Raw genomic sequence first — 22,854 nt, forward strand, 5'->3', positions numbered from 1 at the left:
CCGCACCCAATGTCACAGTGGTGCACTCAGACTGGACCGGTGCGACATCGGGCGAGCGGGCGGCGACGAATCAGAGAGGCATCAGGTCGTGCTTGCGCGGGTTGCGCTGCACCTTCTTGTCGCGCAGCATCGTCAGCGCCTTGCGGATCTCGAGCCGGGTGGTGGCGGGCTCGATGACGGCGTCGATGTAGCCACGCTCCGCCGCGATGTACGGCGTCGCGATGTTCTCGTTGTAGAAGTTGATCAGCTGCCTGCGGACGGCGGGAGCGTTCTCGCCCGCGGCCTCGATCTGCCTACGCCCGATGAGGTCGACAGCACCCTCCGCGCCCATCACCGCGATGCGGGCGGTCGGCCACGCGAAGTTGATGTCGGCGCCCAGCTGCTTCGAGCCCATGACGGCGTACGCGCCGCCGTACGCCTTGCGGATCACGACGGTCACCTTCGGGACGGTCGCCGTCACGAACGCGAAGATGAACCGGCCACCGCGCTTGATGACGCCGATCCGCTCCTGCTCGAGGCCCGGAAGAAACCCGGGCGTGTCGACGGCGAACACCAGCGGGATGTCGAAGGCGTCGCAGATACGGATGAAATGTGCGGCCTTGTCCGAGGCCTGGGCGTCCAGCGCGCCCGCCGCGACCAGCGGCTGGTTCGCGATCACCCCGACAGTGCGTCCGTCCACGCGGGCGAAGCCGGTGATGATGTTCAGCGCCACCTGCCCACCGATCTCGTGGAACTCACCGTCGTCGAAGATCCGTAGCAGGATGTCGTGCATGTCGTAGCCGGCGTTGTCGGCGTCCGGGATGAACGTGTCGAGGTCGCGGTCGGAGTCCGTGATCTCGGGTTCGAGACCCGGGTTGACCACCGGCGGCTTCTCCATGCAACTCGACGGCAGGAAGCTGAGGTACTTGCGCACCCACTCGAACGCGGCCTTCTCGTCGGCCGCCACATGGTGCAGGTTGCCGTACTGGGCCTGGTTCCGGGCGCCACCGAGTTCTTCGAGGCTGACGTCCTCACCGGTGATCTTCCGGACCACGTCGGGTCCGGTGACGAACATGTACGACTCCTCGGTCGCCACCAGGACGTCGGTGTTGATCGGCGCGTACACCGCGCCGCCCGCGCACTTGCCGAGGATCATCGAGATCTGCGGGCACATCCCCGACAGCGGTTCCTGCCGACGGCCGAGCTCCGCGTACCAGGCCAGCGACGTCACCGCGTCCTGCACCCGGGCACCACCGGAGTCGTTGATGCCGACGCAGGGGCAGCCGATCTTGGCGGCGAACTCCATGATCGCGGCGACCTTGCGGCCGAACATCTCGCCGACGGAACCGCCGAACACGGTCTGATCGTGCGAGAACACCGCGACCGGGCGTCCTTCGACGGTCCCGTGACCGGTGACGACGCCGTCGCTGTACAGGGCATTGGGATCACCGGGCTGGCGCATCAGGCCGCCGACCTCGATGAAACTTCCCGGGTCGAGCAGCATGTCGATGCGTTCGCGCGCGCTGGGAATACCCTTCTTCGCGCGCTTGGCGATCGCCTGTTCGCCCGCGGGTTCCTTTGCCGTTTCGAGCTTTTCGCGCAGTTCGGCAAGCTTCTCTGCGGTCGTGGTGGTCACTGATGTGCTCCGGTTCCGGCGGCCTGGATCGCCGCCAGCTTCTTGGTGAGGTCGGCACCGACCTTCGCGATGTACGGCTCGTCGACGATCTGGATGTGATCGCCGCCCACGTGGATGATCTCCAGGTTCTTCACCGCGTCGCCCCAGCCGCCGTCCGGCTTCCGGGTCTTGAACGCGGGCTCCAGGTTCATCACGTCGTCGTGGTAGCGGTCGGCCATGTACAGGACGACGTCGCCGTCGTACTGCTCGAGCTCGGCGGTCTGGATGGCCCGGTTGTCGAGCCACGACGTGCGCTGGTGCTCGATGATTCCGCCCGGAATCTTCGTGCCACTCAGCTTGAGCAGTTCCGTCAGGATCTTGATCTGCTCTTCGTCGCTCTCCGCCGCGGCGAGCTTGTCGTACGGCAGCGGGTAGTCCACGTTGTACGTCTTCTTCGCGAACGCGGCGTACCGCTGCCAGCGCTTACGGATCTCGTCGGGGGTGTCCTCGACCTTCTCACCGGCCATGACCGTGTCGATCAGGCCGACGATCCGGACGTCCGCGCCCGATTCGCGCAGCAGCTTCGCCACCGCGTAGGCCAGCACACCGCCGAGCGACCAGCCGTACAGCACGTACGGTCCGTCACCCTGGATCTCACGGATCAGCGGCAGGTACTCGGCCGCCCGGACCTCGATCGGACCCTCGGTGCGCTCGAACCCGTACATCGGCGTGCCCTCGGGCAGACGCTTGAGCAGCGGCTCGTACGCGACGGTCGAACCACCGGCCGGGTGGAACACGAACACGGGGACGGCGTCGGATCCTTCCGGGCGAGGCCGCAGTGCGCGGACCAGCCCGTCGATCTTGCCGGAATCCTCGAGGAATCCGCGCACCACGTTGGCGAGTTCCTCGATGGTGGTGGAGTCGAGGACGTCGTCGAACGTGATCTCACCGTTCGCGCGTTCCGACAACCGGGCCGCCAGCTTCTCGGCCGTCTCGTCGTTCAGGATCGGCAGCGTGTTGAAGATGCCCTTGGCGGACTCGCCGGTGACGACGGCCCACGTGGCGAACGTCAGACGCTCGGCGGCGTCGCGCGGCGGAACGTCGGAACCGGTCGCGTCGGCGAACGCTTCCGTGTTGTCCACGACGGCTGCCTCGGGAGCAGCGGCCGTCTCCGGGACCGGGGTGGCCGCGAGAATCGCCTCGGCTTCGGCCTCCACGGACGTGTCCTCGGCGTCGAGCGGGGAGCCGGAAGCCTCCGAGTCACGAGCGGCCTCCGCGGCCTCCTCCGCTTCCTTCTCGGCCTTCTGCTTGTCAGCCAGCGCCTGCACCTCTTCGCGGTTCTCGACCGCGTAGCGCAGGTACTTGGCGACCTCCATGAGGTTCGCATCCTTGACGGCCTGCAGCTGCAGCTGCGGGATGTCGAACTCGTACTCGACACGGTTCTTGATGCGGACGGCCATCAGCGAATCGAGGCCCAGCTCGATGAGCGGGATCTCGGCGGGCAGGTCTTCCGGGGCGTAGCCCATGGACTCTGCGACGATCAGCGCGAGACGGTCTTCGAGGGTCTGCGAACCGTTCGGGTCCCACTTCTCGCCGATGTCCTCGACGACCTCCGGCAGCTCCTCGACCGGGGAGGTCGACTGCACCGGGACCGCGACGACGGGTTCGGGCAGGGCCTCACCGGACGTGACGGCGGCGTCGAACAGCAGCGTGAAACTCGCGCCGCTCTTCGCGTGCACCTGCAGCGACGCGCCACCCGGGTGCGGATTGAGCGTGGTGGTGAGTGTTCCCTCGGCGGGAGCGTGGGCGTGCAGGACGGACGCGGCGAGTGTCACATCCGACAGCACCTGCGACGCGGCAGCGGTGACCAGTGCCGGCAGGTCGGTGACCGCGCCGGCCTGGACCTCCCACACGTGGCGGCCGTCGGGGAGCGACACGTGCGCACCCGGGACACGGGTGTTGCCGCTGGAATCGATGCGGGTTTCCACCCAGTACGGCTTGCGGATCCACGCGGTGCGCGGAACGGACGCGAAGTCGCCCTCGGGGAGCAGCGACGACAGGTCGACGGCGTGCCCGTGCACGTACAGCTGCGCGAGCGCGGCAAGGACGCCGAGCGGCTCGTCCTCCTTGCGCTTGAGCGTCTGGATGAGCTGCATGTCGTGCAGACCGGCGTCGAACGCGGTGGCGGCGACGGACATCAGGGCCACCGGGTTGGGCGCCAACTCCACGAACGTGGTGTGCCCGCTGCCCACGGCGAGGCGGACGGCGTTGGTGAAGTACACGCTGTGCCGCAGGCCCTTGGTCCAGTACTCCTCGCGGTGGATCGGCTCGTGGCCGGCGCGGTAGTACGTGTCCTGGTCGACCGACGAGTACACGCCCAGCTTCAGCTTGGTCGGCTCGATGCCCGCCAGTTCCGCAGCCAGCTCGCCCAGCAGCGGGTCGACCTGGGAGGTGTGGCTGGCGCCCTTCGTCTTGAGGACGCGGGCCATCTTCTCCTCGCCCTCGGCGCGCGCGACGATGGCGTTGACCTCGGGCTCGGGGCCACCGATCACGGTGTGCGTCGGGGCCGCGTACACGCAGACCTCGAGGTGCGGGAAGTCGGTGAGAACGGTCTCGATCTCGGACGCGCTGTACTCGACGAGCGCCATCAGTCGGATGTCGTCACCCTCGAGCGTGGCCTCGGCCTCACCCATGAGGCGGGACCGGGCGCAGATCACCCGCACCGCGTCCTCGAGCGGCAGACCACCCGAAATGTACGCGGCGGCAGCCTCACCCATCGAGTGTCCGACCACGGCCTCGGGCTCGGCGCCGTGGTGACGCAGCAGAGCCGCCAGACCGATCTGGATCGTGAAGATACCGACCTGGGAGGTCTCGACGTCGTAGTCGATCGCGTCGTCGAGGAACTTCTCCTTCATGGAGTAGCCGGCCTCGTCCTCGATCAGCGCGTCGACCTCGTCGACGGCGGCGGCGAAGACCGGATTCTCCAGGTAGAGCTGCTTGGCCATCTTGCGGTGCTGCGAACCGAAGCCCGACAGGACCCAGACGGCGCCCTTCGACGACGGCGAATCCGCGGAGAACACACCCTGCCCGGGCTTCCCGGCGGCGATGGCGCGCAGCCCGGTGACGGCCTCGGCGCGAGTCTTCGCCAGAACGGCGGCACGCGAGCGGCCGTGGTTACGGCGGGCGAGAGCGCGCGCGACATCGGCAAGTGGAGTGGTGCTGCCCTCTTCGGTCTCCAGCCAATCGGCCAGATCGGCGGCGGCCCGGCGGCGACGCGACGGGAGCGCACCCGACACCGCGAGCACGACCGTCGACTCGACGGCCTCCGACACCGTTTCCTCGACGGGAACAACGGGCTCGACGCCCTCGACGGCGTCGTCCACGGCAGGCCCGGTGTATTCACGCACGACGACGTGCGCGTTGGTGCCACCGAAACCGAATCCGGACACACCGGCGACGGCCGTGCCCGTGTAGCGCGGCCACGCCGCACCCTCGGGAATGACCTGCAGGTGCGCCTTGTCGAACGCGATGTACGGGTTGGGTCCGGCGAAGTTCAGCGTCGGCGGAAGCGTGTCTTCCCGCATCGACAGCACGACCTTGATCAGGCCGGCGGCGCCCGCGGCGGCCTCGAGGTGACCGAAGTTGGTCTTGGCCGAGCCGAGCAGCGCCGGCTTGTCGTCGGCGCGTCCACGACCGACGACGCGACCGAGCGCGTCGGCCTCGATGGGATCGCCGAGGATGGTGCCGGTGCCGTGCGCCTCGATGTAGTCGACGCCGGCCGGGTTGATGCCCGCGTCCCGGTAGGCGTGGCGCAGGACGTCGGCCTGCGCATCCGGGTTCGGGGCCGCGAGACCGTTGGAGCGGCCGTCCTGGTTGACCGCGCTACCGGCGATGACGGCGAGGATCTCGTCGCCGTCACGCTCGGCGTCCTCGAGACGCTTGAGGACGACGAGGCCGCCGCCCTCGGCGCGGATCATGCCGTCTGCGTCGGAGGAGAACGCCTTGATGCGACCGTTGGGCGCCATCACACCCAGCTGGTCGAAGCCCAGCGTGGCGGGCGGCGCGACGAGCATGTTGACGCCGCCGGCGAGCGCGAGATCCGACTCACCGGACCGCAGCGAGCGCACCGCCTGGTGCACCGCGACGAGCGACGACGAGCACGCCGTGTCGAGGGCGATGGACGGTCCGCGGAAGTCGTAGAAGTAGGACACCCGGTTGGCGACGATGGACGTCGACGTACCGGTCAGCGCATACGGGTGCGCATGGACGGGGTCGCTGACCGCGAGCAGCTGATAGTCGTTGGCGGAACTGCCGATGAACACACCGACCTGCTCGCCCTTGAGGTCGCTGGCCGGGATGCGGGCGTGCTCGAGGGCCTCCCACGTCAGTTCCATCGCGAGCCGCTGCTGCGGGTCGACGTTCGCGACCTCCAGCGGAGACATCGCGAAGAACTCCGCGTCGAACGTCTTCACGTCGTCGAGGTAGCCGCCCTGCGTGTTGGCCTTCTCGACGGCCGCCTTGATCTGCGGGTCGGAGGTGAACTCCTCCCAGCGGCCCTCCGGCAGGTCGGAGATGCCGTCGCGGCCCTCCGCCAGCATCTGCCACATCTCGGCAGGAGTCTTACCCGCGCCGGGGAAGCGCGAAGCCAGGCCCACGATCGCGACGTCGTGCGCGTCCGACGTCGGCACCGACGCGTAGTACGCGGCGTCCGCCGAGTCGTCGGGCTGCTCGGGTTCGCCCTCGATGATGCGGGTGGCCAGCGACGCGATGGTGGGGTGCTGGTAGGCGACCGTGGCGGTCAGCGTGACGCCGACCAGTTCCTCGATCTCGCCACTGAGAGCGACGGCGTCGCGAGACGACAGACCGAACTCTTCCATCGGGCGGTCGTCGGTGATCTGACCGACCGGTTGCCCGGTTGCGTCGGCAATCCAGTTGCGCAGCCACTCGCGCAGCTGCGCGACCGTCATGTCACCTGTGCTGCTGGTCCGGTCATCATCTTTTTCAGCCATCAACTCACCAAGCTACCCGTCAGGAAGTGGACTATTCGGAAACGCTATCGGGGAAGGCCGTCTGCGTGTATCCGCCGCGCAGGGTGCCTTCGATGTAGCTCGCCTTGCACGCGCGGCGGGCGATCTTGCCGCTCGACGTCCGAGGAATCGAGCCCGCGGGCACCAGCAGGATGTCGCGCGCGGTGACCCCATGCCTGCTCGACAACGCCGCCCGCACCGTGTCGGCGATCGGCTGGGGGTCGGCCTTGCCCGCACCCGGTGCGCGCTCGGCCACGATGACGAGCTGCTCGGAGGAGTCGCCCGCGTCGTAATTCAGACCCGAGTGCGTGTTCTCGAACACAACGGCGGGCAGCTGGTTGGCCGGGACCGCGAACGCGGCGACGAAGCCGGGGCGGAGCGCGGTGCTCGCCTCCTGCGCCGAGTACTCGAGGTCCTGCGGGTAGTGATTGCGGCCGTCGACGATCACGAGGTCCTTGACGCGACCCGTGATGAACAGCTCGCCGTCGATGTAGACGCCGTAGTCGCCGGTCCGCATCCAGTTGGCGTCCTCGGGTGTGCCCTCCGCGTGGCTGCCCTCGGCGAGCCGGTTGGTCAGCTTGTTGTGGAACGTCTCGGCGGTCTCGTCGGTGCGACCCCAGTAACCGATGCCGATGTTCTCACCGTGCAGCCAGATCTCTCCGACCCGGTCGTCGGGCTGCTCGATGCGCGACTCCGGGTCGACGATGGCGGCCCACTGGCTGCGCGCGACGTAGCCGCAGGACACCTGCGGGATGGCGTTCTCGGCGTCCTGGTCCACCTTCACGACACGACCCGCGTTGAGCTCGTCGCGATCGACGTAGATGACGCGGGCCTCGTCCGAGTGCCGAGTCGAGGACACGAACAGGGTGGCCTCGGCCATGCCGTACGAGGGCTTGATCGCCGTCTTGGGCAGGCCGTACGGCGCGAACGCCTCGTTGAACTTGCGCATCGACGACGTGGTGACCGGCTCGCTGCCGTTGATGAGACCGATCACGTTGCTCAGATCGAGGCTCTCACCGTTCTTCGGCAGACCACGGGCGGCCGCGTGCTCGAACGCGAAGTTGGGTGCGGCCGCGAACGTGCCCGCACCGTCGGAGACCGCTGCCAGTTCCTTGATCCACCGGTACGGCCGCTGCACGAACGCGCGCGGGCTCATGATGGTGATGTACTTGCCGCCCAGGGCGGGCAGGATGACGGTCAGCAGGCCCATGTCGTGGAACAGCGGCAGCCACGTGACGCCGCGCGAGTTCTCGTTGAGCTCGATGGAGTCGACCATCTGCAGCGCGTTCGTGCCGACAGCGCGGTGCGTGATCTCCACACCGGCAGGCACACGGGTGGAACCGGACGTGTACTGCAGGTACGCGATGTCGTCGAGATCGATCTCGGGGCGCACCCAGGACTCGCCGACGCTGTCGGGGATGGCGTCGACGGCGATGATGCGGGGGCGCTGGGCGGCGGGGAGGGACCGGAAGAACTGTCGAACACCCGCGGCGGAGGAGGTGGCCGTGAGGATGGCGGCAGGCGTGCAGTCACCGAGGACGGCGTGCAGACGGTCGGTGTGGCCGGGTTCGTCGGGGTCGAACAGCGGCACCGAGATCGTTCCGGCGTGGATGGCGGCGAAGAAGGAGATGACGTAGTCGAGACCCTGCGGCGCCAGGACTGCGACACGGTCGCCGGGCTTGGTGACCTGCTGGAGGCGAGCCGCGACGGCGCGCAGGCGGTGGCCGAACTGTTCCCAGGTCAGCTCCTGTGCTTCGCCGTCTCTGTCCCGCGAATAGTCGATGTAGCGGTATGCCAGCTCGTCCGAGTTCTCCCGGGTGTGCCGCTGGACGTAGTCGACCAGCGTGCTTCCCGAGTCGAGCCTGATATGGCCCTTCTCGTCGATAAAATCATCGAACTTCGCGTTCATTCCATCTCCTCCGAAGCGATCACACAGGCATGCCACCGGCATGACTGCGCCCCAGACTTCCTTCGCCGAATCGGATCTTGTACAACTCGTGGGGAATGACGTAACACGCCACTCACCCGAATAAGTTCATCGATTCCAAACCATCGATATGTTACAGATTGGCATCGCCGCCCTCGGTACGCTGCGTCTACTCGCCCTTCAGTTGCGAGATGATCGGCGCGAACGCATCCATCTGTGTGGGGAACACACCGACGTAAGACATTGTCGTCTTTTCTCGCACCATACGTATCTGATCGGCGATCTCCTCGAAGCTTCCGATCGCGAGATACGGCGAGCTCAGGATGTCTTCGACGGACAGCTTGGTGTCGACCTCGATGTTGGGCGGGAAGCCCTGATCGAGTGCAGCGAGCGCCATCTCGGCGGTCTGCTCACGGTCGTCGGTGATGACGATGGTGGTGATCGTCCAGTTCAGTTCGATGTCGTCGAATCGGTCACCGGCAGCTTCCCGGATCCGGTCGACGCGCTCCATCGTCTTCTCGAGCGTGACACCCGAGAGCAGAAGCTTGCCTTCCTTGCTGGTCGGCGTCGCCACGGAGATGATGTCGGCGTACTTCGCCGCGAGCGCCAGCATCTTGGGGCCGCCGCCGCCGACAGCGATCGGGGGACGCGGGCCCTGCCGCGGTCGCGGGCTGCCGGTCAGGCCCTTGATCTGGTAGTACTTGCCGTCGAAGTTGCACTCCTGGCCGCGCAGCAGCACGTCCAGGATCTGCAGGGTCTCCTCGAGCTTGGCGATCCGGACGCCCGGGCGCTCGTAGTCGATGCCGCCCTTGTCGAACTCTTCTTTCATCCAGCCGGCGCCGATGCCGAGTTCGAGGCGGCCACCCGACAGGACGTCGATGGTGGCGGCGTCCTTCGCGAGAATCGCCGGGTGCCGGAAGCCGTTGGCGAGGACGGCGGTGCCGAGCCGGATCTTGTCCGTGGCGATCGCGAGTGCACCGAGGGCGGCGATCGGTCCCACCTGGTTACCCAGGTGGTCGGGGATCATGAAGCTGTCGAATCCGAGTTCCTCGGCCTTCTGCGCGAGCTTGACGAACCGACGCGCGCCGCCCTCGTCCGCGTTGCCCTCTCCGCCTGCCGCGAATCGGAACTTACGCAACGAGCTGGCGTCGGAACTCATGAATAGCTTCTCCTGTGGTGAAACGCCCGCGTTTCAGGACGTGAACATCGGTGGGGTCGGGCACCGGTGATGCCGCAACAGTGCAGCACTCTACCGGTGCCGAGAAACGCACACTACCGGCCAGTACGCGTCTCGCCTATCTGTTTGGGACGTTTCACGGCTCACCGACCACGGTGAACCCATCCGCCACAAAATCAACTGTGTGCCGGGGCCGGGGCGGCCTCGATCTTCTCGGCCGCCCATCCGGCGATCCACTGCGTGGCCGTCGTGCCGGAGTCGTCGACGACGTACGAGTTGTACATCGCGTGGACGGGGTTGTTGTTGTACTCGAGCAGACGCAGACCGCTTCCGATCCAGTTGCTCGGTTTCAACGCCTGCGCCGGGGCGTCACAGATTCCGTCGGACGGGGCGCAGATCTCGACCGCCCGGTCGGTGAGATCCCCGAAACCGCCGGGGCGGGGACCGGTCATCGTGATTCCCGGGATCTGCAGACCCGCCAGCGACAGTTCGGCTCCGACACCGGCGACCGGCTGGCCGACATTCGTGGCGGCGGCCGGGTCGCGGCGACCGTCGGCGATGAGCCCGACACCCAGTACGAGATCCGCCGGAACAGGACCGTCACCTGCGCCGATACTCGACGCGACGTCGCCGGCGATGACCGCGCCCTGGGAGAAACCGGTGAGCAGGAAGCTGGTCAGCGGGCACTCGGCGTGACGACGGATCAGGATGTCGTTGGTGGCGGCCGTGCCCGCGCCGCGGCTGTTGTTGTACGACTGCTGCCCGTCCGGCGGGAAGGCGACCGGGTTGGAGAACTGCGCGACGTACGGAACCGTGTACACGTCGGCGCGCGACGGCTCGAACTGCTCCTGCAGAGGCCGCGACACGTTGAGCATCAGCGACGCCGGGTTGGCCGACGGGTTGTACGGGTCGTCCGTCGGGCTGGACTCCCACGTGCCCGGGACGACCACCACCTGGACGTCGGGACAGCTGGCCGGCTGGGCGCTGGGACGCTCGGGACCGGGCGGGGTCGGGATCGGCTTCGGCAGCCGCCCTGCGAGGAGATACCAGAGCGCGATCACTGCGACGAGAATCACCAGCAGGATCACGATCAGCACCATCAGCTTGCGCAGGAGGCTGCTCTTCTTCTTCCGCGTTCCGCGCCCGGTCAACGACATCGGCGTCTACTTGCAGTAGGTCGCGTGGGCGACATCCATGTAGGTCTGGGCATTGGCCGTCGCCTGCTCCTGGGTCAGTTCCTGACCTGCAGCCGACGCCTCGGTGCCGACCATCGCTGTGACGAACACCATCGCTTCGGCGTCGCTCTTGCCTTCGGCCTTGGCCTGGCAGATGAAGTCGGCGGTGCTCACGGCCATGGTGCCGTCGGCGGCCGGCTCGATGCCCTTGCTCTTCAGCGCGTCGAGGAACTTCTGGCCTTCGGCGCTGACCGGGACCTCGGCGGGGCCGGGGAAATCGCCCGGAACTTCCTCGGGCTGCTCCGGCGGCGCCGTCGCCGCCTCACCCGGGCTCGTCACCGGCGCGGAGGCCGAAGCCGAGACGCTCGCGCTGGGCGCGGCGGACGCCGAGCTCTCGGCGGAACTGGACGCCGCAGCCGACGTCGTGGCGCTGGTGGACGGGTTCGACGTCGCCGTGGAATCGTCGCTGCCGCACCCGACCAACAATCCGCTTGCTGCGACGGCGAGCGCGCCTACGGCGATCGCCCGTCGGAAGGTGGTGCTGATACGTGAGTGCTGCGGCATCTATTTCCGTCCTTGCTTTCCAAGTCGTTGTCTCTCGACAGGGTACAGACGCAGATCGGGCGGAAGCCTGGTCCGCCGGACCCGGCCCCGCCCGCTGCGCGTGAGATTTCTACTGCGATGCGGCCATCAGTGAATCTCCGCCTTGTTGTCGATCACTGTGACGTAACCGGTCTGGAAGTTCTGCTGAACTCCGCCGGGGATGGCGAATTTGTCGCTGATCGGGAAGCCGAGTCGGCCACCCTCGTAGCCGGCGCTCTTCCAGGCGTCGAAGATCGGTCCGTTCTCCACGGCCCAGGCACCCGACAGCGGGCTCCAATAGATGTTGCCGCCCTCGAACTGGTTGAACCGGCCGCCGTCCTTGACCGCGATCTCGCTGGTCTTCGGGAAACCGAGCCACCCGCCCTCGTAACCGAGTTCGGCGTACTTGCCCATGATCATTCCCTGCACGCGGTGGGTGCCGTTCGCGGGACTGAAGTACATGGCGCCGATCTCGAAGCCCTGCACCGCGCCGTCCTTGCCGGGCGTGGGAACTTCCTCGGCCACCGGGTATCCGAGCGGTCCGCCCTCCCAGCCCTGACGTGCCCACTCGTCGCGGATCGCGCCGCGGACGGCGTGCGCGCCGGTCTGCGGCGACCAGTACACGGACCCGTGCTCGAAGTGGTTGAAGCGGCCGCGACCGTCGGGGGTGGCCAGTTCGGGCGTCGTCGGGTAGCCGAGCGGCCCACCCGGACCACCGGTCGCCTGGTAGACGCCGCCGATGGCGCCGGCCACCGGCTGCGCGCCGGTGTCGGACTTGGCGAAGATCCGGCCGTTGCGGAAGTCCTGGACCGTTCCGCCCGCGAGGCTGTACTCGGGGGTGAGGCAGTCGCCGATCCACGGGTTCGCGCCGGCGACCCCGGCGATGGAACCGCCTGTGGCGCATACCGGCTTGTCGGGTTCGACGTCGACGGCGCTGGCGAGCTGCGGCCACAGCTGGTGGAGCTCGAACTGCCAGTACGGCCACGAGTGCGTGCCGGACGGCCGGTAGTTGACCTGGGCCGGGATGCCCAGCTTGTTGAGCTTGGTCGCGAAGGTCTGGGACGTGAGCCGCGACAGGATCTCGAGGCCCATGCCCGCGTAATTGGTGCTGACGCCGGGGATTCCGGACGGCTGGTCGTACGGGCCCGTCGTTCCGCTACCGCTGGAGATGTACAGACTGACGCCCTTGAGCTTGTCGGCCAGCAGGTAGGGGTCGTGCTCCTCCCACGCCGAGCTGGTCGGGGGACCCCACATCGCGTCCGCGTCGAATCCGCCCGCGTCGCTCATCGCGTACGCGACGGCCTGCGGCATGCCGAGCGCGGTGGTGGTGAGCATGCCCGACAGCGACGCGGCGAACTTGAAGAATCCCTGGTTGCGGGCCGCGAGGAACATCGCGGACGTGCCGCCCATCGAAAGCCCGATGACGCCGCGTGTCTGCGTGGTGCGCCAATCGCTTTCGAGGATCGGGGGCAGTTCCTTGGTGAGGAACGTCTCCCACTGGTAGTTCTGACCGTTGTCCTGGGCCACCCAGTCGGAGTAGAAGCTGGACTGGCCGCCGACCGGGAGGACGACGTTGATGTTCTTGTCGGCGAAGAACGATTCGGCGTCGGTCTCGAGCGTCCAGCCGTTCTCGTTGTCCTGCGCGCGGAGACCGTCGAGCATGTAGACGGACGGGAACTTCTCGGTGGGCTTCGAGTTCCAGTCGCGTGCCAGCAGCATCTGCACCTGGATCGGCACGCCCATCGACGGAGAGTTGATCCAGATCGCCACGCGACGGTCGGTGAGCCAGTCGACGTGATGGATCGTCGCGCCACCCGGGACCTGTGTGGCCACCGGAGCCTGCGCGGCGGCGGGCGCCGCATGGGCGACCGGCGCAGCCGAGACGGTGGCGGTCTGGGTGAACCCGACCGCCACCGGCACCACGAGCACAGCGGCAAGCGAGGCCAGCGTCCGCCTTCGAACATTTCCGGCCGACGAACGCTGACGTTCTGCCTTGAACAGGCCTACTCGCATGACGTTCACTCTCTCTCTGCGCGTCGAGGCCAACACGGAGCACGGCCTCGCGTTCCGGTTCTTTCTACACGCAAACGACAGATGAGTGGGAGTGCCGCGCTGTTACAGCTGGTGCAATTGTTACTTCCGAGCTACCCGATCGTGTTGCCGAGGTCGCCGGCCAGATCGTGGATCTGCTGCTGCCAGTAACGCCACGTGTGGATGCCGCGGGGCGGGAAGCTGTAGGTGACGTTCTTCGCGCCGAGGGTCGCCATCTTCACCTGGAACGCACGGGTGTTCGCCAGCGACAGTGCCTCGAGGCTCGCACCGGTGCTCGCGTTGAAGACGTCCATGAATCCGGTCGGTGCGGCTCCGCCGGGGGCGGGGATGCCGTTGGCGGCCGACACCCACAGGCGGGTGTTGTTGTCGCGAAGCTTGTTCGCGAACACGAACGGGTCGTTGCGCAGCCACGCCGGGTTCCACGGCGGGCCCCACATCGCGTCGACGTTGTAGCGGCCGGCATCGAGCATCGCGATGCGGATGGCCTCACGCATGCCGGGAGCCGAAATGTTCAGGTATCCGGACAGCGAGCCCGCGTAGTTGAACTGATCGGGGTGGTAGGCGGCGAGGGTCAGGGCGGCGCTGCCACCCATCGACAGGCCGATGACGCCGTTACGGGTGGACTGGAACCCGAGGCGGTTCGCCAGTGCGTCGCGAAGTTCCTGCGTGAGGAACGTCTCCCACTTGTACGGGGTCTTCTGGCCGTTGAGGTTCGAGTTCGAAATCCAGTCGGAGTAGAAGCTGGACTGCCCGCCGACCGGCTGGACGACGTTGATGTTCTGCGAGGCGAGGAACGGGCCCGCGTCGGTGTTGACCTCCCAGCCGCTCAGGTCGTCCTGCGCGCGCAGACCGTCGAGCAGGTAGACGACCCGGTTGGTGTTGCCGTCGGCGGCACGCCAGATGCGGCTCTTGATCGGTCCCATGGCGGAATCGACCCAGAAGTCCTGCGCCGCGGGATCGAAGGCTGCGGATGCCGTTGCACCGCCGCCCACCATGGTCACGCCCAGTGGCAGTGCGACCGCCAGAGCAATTGCGGCGGCGGTACGCCTGGCCCAGCCGCTTGTTCTCGTCGAACCCCCAACTCGCATGAACTCGTCTTCCCTCCGCTTGATGCGTCTCGCGCCGCGGCCGCGGCAACCTCTCGATAACTCTCGTGAAAATCTCACGTACAGACGCCACCCGCGCAGCGATCGCTGCGCGGGTGGCGTCTCGACGGGATCACCTTACTGACAAAACGTTCCGTTGTGCACTCCCGGGGGAAGGGAATCCTGGGTTTTCCCTCACGCCCCCGGTCGGGGCGCTGGTACCCCGGAGCGCGCGAGTGCCGCCCCGCCGGATCGGCGGGGCGGCGTTCGTCACGGGGGTGTCAGATCACCAGGCGCCCAGTGTGTCCAGGATCTGGCCGCGGGCCTTCCACAGCTCGGCACCCCAGTACGGCCACGAGTGCGTGCCGTTGGCGGGGAAGTCGAAGGTGGCCGGGACACCGAGGGTGGCCAGACGCACCTGGAAGGCGCGGGTGTTGGCCAGGGCGAGAGCCTCGAGGCCCATGCCGTTGGCGGTGTTGTAGTAGTCGATCGGGGCGCGCGGGTGGTCGAACTCGCCGGGCAGACCGCTGGCAGCCGAGATGAACATCGACAGACCGTTCAGACGCGGGGCGAACACGAACGGGTCGTTACGCAGCCACGCCGGGTTCCACGGCGGGCCCCACATCGCGTCCACGTTGTAGCGGCCGGCGTCGATCATCGCGACGCGGATGGCCTCACGCATGCCGGGAGCCGAGATGTTCAGGTATCCGGACAGCGAACCGGCGAACTTGAACTGGTCGCGGTGGTACGCGGCGAGGGTCAGGGCGGCACTACCACCCATCGACAGGCCGAGGACGGCGTTGTTGGTGCGCGAGACACCGTAGTTGGCCAGGAAGTCGGGCAGTTCCTTCGTCAGGAACGTCTCCCACTTGTACGTGACGGGCTGACCGTTGAAGTTGCTCGCCGAATACCAGTCGGAGTAGAAGCTGGACTCGCCGCCGACGGGCATGACCAGGGTCACGTTGTCGTTGCGGTACTGGTCGAACGCGTTGGTCTCGAAGCTCCAGGCGTTGCGGTCGTTGCGGGCACGCAGTCCGTCGAGCAGGTACAGCGCAGCGCTACCGCCGCGGGCTGCCCACTGGACCTGGACCTTGATCGGTCCCATGGAAGAGGGAACCCACAGTTCCTCGTAGCCACCTGCCGGCGCGGTCTTGGCGGGACCCGCGTGCGTCGGTGCTGCTGCGGCGACGGCTCCACCAGCGATTCCTGCGCCCACAGGCAGTACCAGTGCGACGGCACCGATGGCCATCGCACGCTGCTTGAGGCGCTGAGACAACCTCGGTCTGGCAAAACGCATGAATACTGCTCACTCTCTTCGTCTGCGGACTCCGCCACTGGGCGGCTCCGGCGGATTCCGTCGGGGAACAGGCGACCTGCCGGCCCGGGCGTTGAAGCCGGGTCGGCAGCGGACCTCTTCCAAGTCACACTGCGCTTGGTGGACTGTATGTCACACGAACTTCCCTGACAAACGCTCACGGAGCGCTTTTCGGGGAACTTCCAGACCACCGTCACCGATGACTCATCATCGACGTACATCGTCGCCGACAGTTCCAGCGTTACACAAACGAGATCTGATGTTCCGACATCGAGATCTGCCCGGGACGCCCCGGTGACACACGCCTCGCCCGGTTCGCCCTATTTGGCCGGTTCCGGGAACGGCGGCTCGAGATTGCACCGCTGAATTTCATAAGCGGGCACTCGCTCGAATCGATAACTCGCGAAATGCAGCGCATCCTTGAAATTCTGCTTGAATCGCGGCCACGTCAGTTCCGACCGGTACGACGTCAGCAGGTCCTGGGTCTCGGGGCACGTGAGCGCGACCCGCGCCTCGGTCACCCATTCCTCGTCGAGGAATCCGGGCATCCACGGGTGCTTGTCGATCATTCCCGTGTCCACCACGACCCAGTCGGGGTAGAGGTTCTTGTCGTGCCCGATACGGCCGTCGTCCAACCGCTCCGTGTGCGCCGCAAGCGGGTAGGCGAGACCCATCTGGTCCAGCACCCGCACGTCGAGGCCGACGTTCATGCTCGTCATGCCGAGGTTCAGGAAGTACACGGTGTGGCCTGCGCCGTCCTCCGGGATCGGAAGGGGCGGAGGAACGACGAACCAGTACGTGTAGTCGGCGGACGGGATGAGCAGACCGCCGTCGGGGGTGTCCGAGATGGTCTGGACCATGGCGCGCATCCGCGGGTAGTCCAGATAGTCGTCCGCGCGAATCGGGTGCGCATGACCGGTGTTGAGAACGTAGAAGGCTCGTTCGTCGACAATTCCGGAACGCCCGATAACGACACCCTCCGGCATTCCCGTCGTGTTCGACGCGAAAAATGCCCAGACGACGGTGCCGACCCACAGGAAAGCCATTGCGAGGAAAGTCGACGATTCCCTATTACGCCCCCACGCCGCCCGGTCCGGAATTCGCACCGGAATTACGGCGACGGGAACGATGAAACAGAACAGAACGGGGAGAAGAACGCGGCCGTGCATGAAGTCGCCGCCGACGCGCAACGAGTACAGACCGAGGATCAACCCGCTCGCGAGAATGAAGACGACGACGGCATTCTGCGTCCGCAGCCCTCCGCGCAGGCGGGTGAGCAGATTCCCCTCGGTGTGACGAACACCATCCTCGATGGACTTGTCCCGGCCGCGCCAGGCGATCACGGCGCCGACGAAAAGGAAGACCAGCGGCAGCCACAGCAGGTACGGGCCGAGCAGATTCCAGAGGTAGGCGAAACCCTGCGACCACTTGGCGCCGCCCGCGTCCTTCGACACCGCGGTGTTGGGGTACGGGAGGGCGTAGTAGCCCATGCGCCAGATCTGGTAGCCCACCGGAACGATGCCGGCGACGAACACCATCGCCACGCGCACCACCCAGGTGAGACCGGGCGCGAGGAAGATCATGGCCAGCGACAGCACACCCAGGATCGCCAGCTCGGGGCGCACGAGGGGCCCCATGCCCGCGAAGAACGACAGCACGAGCACCGAGGTGGTGGACGGGGTGGTGGCCTGACTCCATCGGACCAGCAGCAGCCAGAGCAGCGCGATCCAGAAGATGACGAGGCAGCTTTCGAGACCCGACGTCGCGAAGTCCCGGGCCGGGGGCACCGCGATGTAGACGAGCACACCGGCGGGCATCAGGAAGAGGGTGCCGCCGCCGGCGAAGGACCCACCGCGGTACAGGCGCGCGGTGCCGAACATGGCGAGCACGATCGCCGCCGTGGACAGGATCAGCGCGATCGTCAGGACGACGTATTCGAGCCGGGCCTGGGAGAGCCAGCTGAACGCGTAGACGATGTACGTCCACGCGGTACTGGTGTTGGCCTCGACACGCTCGCCCGAGTTGAAGACGGGACCGTTGCCTGCGAGGAGGTTTCGGACCGTGCGCAGCACGATCAGGCCGTCGTCGGCAATCCATCGCCGTTCCCAGGCACCCCAGAACATCAGGAGAGCCGAGACGGCCACACCCCCGAGGAAGACCACCCTCGCGAGGATGGCCTTCCGGTGGCGTTCGGTGGTCCGCTCCGCGGCGGCGTCCGAGTCCTCGGCGCCTCCTACCAAGTCAGACGAGGTAGACAGCGACACCCACCACTCCGATCCAGGCAATCGCGAGGAGTTGGAGCACGCGGTCGCCCAGCGCAATCTCCTCGGGCTCCCCCGCCTCGCCGCCGTCGACGTCCACGGCGTAACGCAGGATCGCGATGGTGAACGGCACCATGGAGATGGCGTACCAGTTGGTGGCCTTCAGGTCGTCCTGCTGGAACGCCCACAGTCCGTAGCAGAGCACGACCGCGGTGGCGCTGAGTGTCCAGACGAAACGCAGGTACGTCGTGGTGTAGTTCTCGAGGGACTTGCGGATCTTCGCGCCGGTGCGCTCGGCGAGCTGCAGTTCGGCGTATCGCTTACCGGCCGCCATGAACAGCGAACCGAATGCCATGACCAGCAGGAACCACTGCGACAGTGCGATCTCGGCGGCCACACCACCGGCGATGGCGCGCAGCAGGAACCCGGACGAGACGATGCAGATGTCGAGGACGGCCTGGTGTTTGAGACCGAAGCAGTAGGCCAGCTGGATGCCGATGTAGACGGCCATCACGACCGCCAGCTGCCAGTTGGCGAGGAACGACAGGGCGATCGACCCGCCGAGCAGCACGACCGCCATCCCGAACGCCAGGTTGACGGGCAGCACACCGGCTGCGATGGGGCGGAATCGCTTGGTGGGGTGCGCGCGGTCCGCCTCGACGTCCATCGCGTCGTTGACGAGGTAGATGCCGGACGCTGCCATGCAGAACACCACGAAGGCGAGTGCGACGGGAAGCAGGACGTCGGATTCCGTCGCCGTGCCCGCGGCGACGGGAGCTGCGAGGACCAAGACGTTCTTGACCCACTGACGCGGGCGAACGGCCTTGACGATGCCCGCCGCCAGGGATGTCGGGGGTCCGGTGACGACGGCCGGTTCCTCGCTCATTTCTCTCCAAACTTCTGCTCGGCCTTCAGCACCGCGACCGCAGAGGCGGCCCCCAGGGCAGATCCGGCGAGCACATCGGTCGGGTAGTGCACTCCCAGAACGAGCCGGGAGAGCAGCATCGGCGGTACCAACAACGCAGGCAAGGGTAGCCCGGTGAGGCGGCCGAGCAGCACGGCAGCCGCTGTCGTGGACGTCGCGTGCGACGAGGGGAAGCTCAATTTGCTGGGCGTCGACACGTTGACCTGGATCGACGGGTCGTTCGGCCGGGGGCGGCGGACGATGCGTTTGATCACGATCGATGCCGCGTGGGCGCCGACGGCACCGACCGCGACTCCCGCCCACTGCCGGCGACGAGGCTTGTCGAGTGCCGCGCCGATGCCGGCGACGGCCACCCACCCGAGGGCGTGCTCACCGAAGTGGGACATCCCCCGTGCGGTCGAGACGACGCCGGGACGGCTCGCGATCGTCGACTGGACGGCCTGCAGGATCTGGACCTCACTTGATGCCGAAGACACGTTCCCACCTCTCCTTGCTGGTCAGGGCAGGAACGGCGTCCTGGTACTCGCGCTTGAGTTCGGGGAACCGCTGGGCCAGTTCGCGGCGCAGCCGGATCGCTTCCTTCAGCAGCGCGAGCGCCAGCTTGGGGTTGCGCTTGCGGTAGACGACTCCGCGCCCGTCCGCGGTGGTGACGGTGACGCCGTCCACCTGGGACAACAGGAACCACCGCGCGTCGATGGTGGGCACGTTGAGCTGGGGACGCTCGTGGTGCTGCTCGTGCGCGGGCTTGACGTTGTGGATCAGGCCCTTGCCGAGGCGCACGATCTTCGCGAGCGGGTTCGTGGGCAGGCCGACCGCGCCGACTTCCTCACCGGAGGGCAGCGGCAGGCTCGTCGACGACGGCAGGACGACCGCGTCCGGGTACTCCTTACGCATCGCGTGGACGTTGCCGAGCGCGGTGGGGAGCAGTTCGAAGATGTGCTCGGGACCCTGCAGGAAGTCGGCGATGGCCTGGTTCTGGATCGCGACGGTCGAGTATTCGAGGCACAGCAGGTGCTTGATCGTGGCCTTGACGGTGTTGATCACGAGGCCGCGGCCGTTGCCCGGCATGTGCAGGGACGCGACGACGAGCCGGTTCCGCAGGTGGAAGTACGCCTGCCAGTCGATGGCGTCGTCCTTGTCACTCCACGCCATGTGCCAGATCGCGGCACCGGGCATGGTGACGGTCGGGTAGCCGGCGTCCCGGGCACGCAGGCCGTATTCGGCGTCGTCCCATTTGATGAACAGCGGCAGCGGCTGACCGAGTTCCTCGGCGGCCTGCCGCGGGATCATGCACATCCACCAGCCGTTGTAGTCGACGTCGATCCGGCGGTGCAGCAGACGCGAGTTCTCGCGGTCGCTCAGCGGGTAGCGGGAGAAGTCGTGGTCGTACTCGACGTTCGGTGCGGCCGTCCACATGAAGATGGACCGGTCGACGACCTCGCCCATCGAGTGCAGGTGACTGCGCTCCTGGAGGTTCAGCATCTGCCCGCCGACGAGCATCGGAGTCTTCGCGAACCGCGACATCGCCAGCGCGCGCAGGATCGAGTCGGGCTCGATCTCGATGTCGTCGTCCATGAACAGGATGTGCTGGCAGTCGGTGGTCTTCAGCGCCTCGTACATGATCCGGCTGTAGCCGCCGGACCCGCCGAGGTTCGCCTGGTCGTGGATGGCCAGCCGGTCGCCGAGCGCTTCGGCGGCCTCGGTGAAGCCGGGCTCGTCCTTGACCTTGCGGGTGCCCTGATCCGGGATGATGACGGCCTTGACGACGTCCATGACGAGTTCGTCGGACGCCAGCGCGGTCAGCGCCTTGACGCAGTCGGTCGGCCGGTTGAACGTGGGGATGCCGACGGCGACGGTGGCCTCACCGGGGGCGTCGACCGGCGCGTACCAGCCGGCGCTCTCCAGCACGACCTCGGTGTCGGTGGTGATGTCGAACCAGATCCAGCCGCCGTCCTCGAACGGGGCGAGCTCGATCTCGAACTCCAGCGCGGCGTCACCGTCCTGGAACTCGCGGCCCTCGACGTGGATGCGCGACGAGTCGGCCTTCGAGCGGTACACGTCGATGCGGCAGTGCCCCGACAGCTCGAGACGGAGCACCACGGAGTTCAGGGTGCTCCACCGGCGCCAGTAGCTGGCCGGGAACGCGTTGAAGTAGGTGCAGAACGACGCCTCCGCCTCGGCGCCGACCGACAGCGAGGTGCGCGACAGCGAATGCGCGCGGCGGCTGTTGGTCTTCGCCTCCTCCAGGTAGAGGGTGCGGACGTCGAGCGGCTCGCCTGCGCGCGGCAGGATCACCCGCTGCAGCAGCGACTTGCCGAGTAACGGTGCGTCCTCGGTGACCTTCTCGGATTCGAGCAGATGTCGGGCGCTCATTCGGCATCCCCCACGAGGGCCGCACCGGATTCGAAGTGCGGACGCAGGGAGTTGTCGAACATCGACAGCGCGCTGGCGATCGCCATGTGCATGTCCAGGTATTGGTAGGTGCCGAGACGGCCGCCGAACAGGACCTTGTTCGACGCCATCTCCTCCTTCGCGCGGTCGCGGTAGGCGGCGAGCATCGCGCGGTCGTCGGGGGTGTTGATCGGGTAGTACGGCTCGTCCTTGCTCTCCGCGAACCGCGAGAACTCCCGCATGATGACCGTCTTGTCCTTCGGGTAGTCCCGCTCCGGGTGGAAGTGGCGGAACTCGTGGATCCGGGTGAAGGGCACGTCGGCGTCGTTGTAGTTCATGACCGGGGTTCCCTGGAAGTCACCGGTCTCCAGCACCTCGGTCTCGAAGTCGAGGGTGCGCCAGCCCAGCTCGCCCTCGGAGTAGTCGAAGTAGCGGTCGAGGGGGCCGGTGTAGACGACGGGGGCGTCGGGGCTCTCGGCGCGCAGGTCGTCGCGGACGTCGAACCAGTCGGTTTCGAGCCGGACCTCGATCTTCGGGTCCTTCGCCATGTTCTCGAGCCACGCGGTGTAGCCGTCTACGGGCAGGCCCTCGTACGTGTCGTTGAAGTAGCGGTTGTCGAACGTGTATCGCACCGGCAGGCGGGTGATGTTTCCCGCGGGCAGGTTCTTGGGGTCGGTCTGCCACTGCTTGGCGGTGTAGTCGCGCACGAACGCCTCGTACAGCGGCCGCCCGATCAGGGAGATCGCCTTCTCCTCCAGGTTGGACGCGGACGCCGAGTCGATCTCGCTGGACTGCTCGGCGATCAGCTTCCGCGCCTCGTCCGGGGTGAAGTAGCGCCCGAAGAACTGCGACACCAGGCCCAGCCCCATCGGGAACTGGTACGCCTGCCCCTTGTGCAGCGCGAACACGCGGTGCTGGTAGTTCGTGAATTCGGTGAACTGGGTGACGTAGTCCCACACCCTCTTGTTCGAGGTGTGGAACAGGTGCGCACCGTACTTGTGGATCTCGATGCCGGTCTCGGGCTCGGCCTCCGAATAGGCGTTTCCGCCCAGGTGATGACGACGGTCGAGCACCAGCACACGCTTACCCAGCTGTGTTGCTGCACGCTCGGCGACGGTCAGTCCGAAAAATCCGGAGCCGACGACGATGAGGTCGTACCGGCCAGGGGCGGTTGTCTCTGGGGTTGCAGCGGTCACGATGAACCAGGGTAAGCGACTCCGCCGCCCGTGCGCGGCCAAGGGGGGCAAGCACCCCCTCGGCACGCACGAGGAGTTCTCGCTGTATTCACCGGTTCTGCAGACCTCGTTGTTCCCGCCGACGCGGCGATCGCGCTTGATGAGCGG

General features: G+C 67.1%; 14 protein-coding genes. All 14 read right to left on the reverse strand.

Features of this window, described 5'->3' with window-relative positions:
• Positions 1-70: 70 nt before the first annotated feature.
• The 14 genes from OYT95_RS16785 to glf all read right to left on the reverse strand — a co-directional run bounded on the left by OYT95_RS16785 (position 71) and on the right by glf (position 22,707).
• Positions 71-1,615, reverse strand: a complete 1,545-nt coding sequence (locus OYT95_RS16785; RefSeq protein WP_005248832.1) for an acyl-CoA carboxylase subunit beta — start codon at positions 1,613-1,615, stop codon at positions 71-73.
• Positions 1,612-6,561, reverse strand: coding sequence for a polyketide synthase Pks13 (gene pks13 / locus OYT95_RS16790; protein WP_328286561.1), 4,950 nt, complete (start codon positions 6,559-6,561; stop codon positions 1,612-1,614). The genes OYT95_RS16785 and pks13 overlap by 4 nt, the downstream gene beginning before the upstream one ends.
• Positions 6,562-6,634: 73 nt before the next feature.
• Complete coding sequence (fadD32, locus tag OYT95_RS16795) at positions 6,635-8,530, reverse strand: long-chain-fatty-acid--AMP ligase FadD32 (RefSeq protein WP_029539691.1); 1,896 nt, start codon at positions 8,528-8,530, stop codon at positions 6,635-6,637.
• Between the two features lie 187 nt (positions 8,531-8,717).
• Positions 8,718-9,707, reverse strand: coding sequence for an LLM class F420-dependent oxidoreductase (locus OYT95_RS16800; RefSeq protein ID WP_009477140.1), 990 nt, complete (start codon positions 9,705-9,707; stop codon positions 8,718-8,720).
• 194 nt (positions 9,708-9,901) lie between these two features.
• Positions 9,902-10,882 carry a cutinase family protein gene (locus OYT95_RS16805; protein WP_037228205.1) on the reverse strand — a complete coding sequence of 327 codons (981 nt, stop codon included), beginning with the start codon at positions 10,880-10,882 and terminating at the stop codon, positions 9,902-9,904.
• Positions 10,883-10,888: 6 nt separating this feature from the next.
• A complete protein-coding gene (locus tag OYT95_RS16810) occupies positions 10,889-11,464 on the reverse strand; it encodes a DUF732 domain-containing protein (RefSeq protein ID WP_268791995.1) in 576 nt (191 codons plus the stop codon).
• A gap of 126 nt (positions 11,465-11,590) precedes the next feature.
• A complete protein-coding gene (locus OYT95_RS16815; protein ID WP_037228432.1) occupies positions 11,591-13,495 on the reverse strand; it encodes an alpha/beta hydrolase-fold protein in 1,905 nt (634 codons plus the stop codon).
• 131 nt (positions 13,496-13,626) lie between these two features.
• Positions 13,627-14,622, reverse strand: a complete 996-nt coding sequence (locus tag OYT95_RS16820) for an alpha/beta hydrolase (RefSeq protein WP_081792230.1) — start codon at positions 14,620-14,622, stop codon at positions 13,627-13,629.
• A 283-nt stretch (positions 14,623-14,905) separates the two neighbouring features.
• Positions 14,906-15,916, reverse strand: coding sequence for an alpha/beta hydrolase (locus OYT95_RS16825; RefSeq protein WP_009477136.1), 1,011 nt, complete (start codon positions 15,914-15,916; stop codon positions 14,906-14,908).
• A 338-nt stretch (positions 15,917-16,254) separates the two neighbouring features.
• Positions 16,255-18,174: a flagellar motor control protein ZomB gene (gene zomB, locus OYT95_RS16830; RefSeq protein ID WP_112301587.1), complete on the reverse strand. Its 1,920-nt coding sequence runs from the start codon at positions 18,172-18,174 to the stop codon at positions 16,255-16,257.
• Position 18,175: 1 nt separating this feature from the next.
• A complete protein-coding gene (locus tag OYT95_RS16835; RefSeq protein WP_005248842.1) occupies positions 18,176-19,081 on the reverse strand; it encodes a decaprenyl-phosphate phosphoribosyltransferase in 906 nt (301 codons plus the stop codon).
• Positions 19,078-19,596 carry a phosphatase PAP2 family protein gene (locus tag OYT95_RS16840; RefSeq protein WP_009477133.1) on the reverse strand — a complete coding sequence of 173 codons (519 nt, stop codon included), beginning with the start codon at positions 19,594-19,596 and terminating at the stop codon, positions 19,078-19,080. The genes OYT95_RS16835 and OYT95_RS16840 overlap by 4 nt, the downstream gene beginning before the upstream one ends.
• Positions 19,577-21,493, reverse strand: coding sequence for a glycosyltransferase (locus tag OYT95_RS16845; RefSeq protein WP_011596559.1), 1,917 nt, complete (start codon positions 21,491-21,493; stop codon positions 19,577-19,579). Before OYT95_RS16845 ends, OYT95_RS16840 begins: the two co-directional genes overlap by 20 nt.
• Positions 21,490-22,707, reverse strand: a complete 1,218-nt coding sequence (gene glf, locus OYT95_RS16850; protein ID WP_005248845.1) for a UDP-galactopyranose mutase — start codon at positions 22,705-22,707, stop codon at positions 21,490-21,492. Before glf ends, OYT95_RS16845 begins: the two co-directional genes overlap by 4 nt.
• Positions 22,708-22,854: the final 147 nt, after the last annotated feature.

It is taken from the genome of Rhodococcus sp. JS3073 (assembly GCF_026810085.1).
Taxonomy (GTDB): Bacteria; Actinomycetota; Actinomycetes; order Mycobacteriales; family Mycobacteriaceae; genus Rhodococcus_F; species Rhodococcus_F wratislaviensis.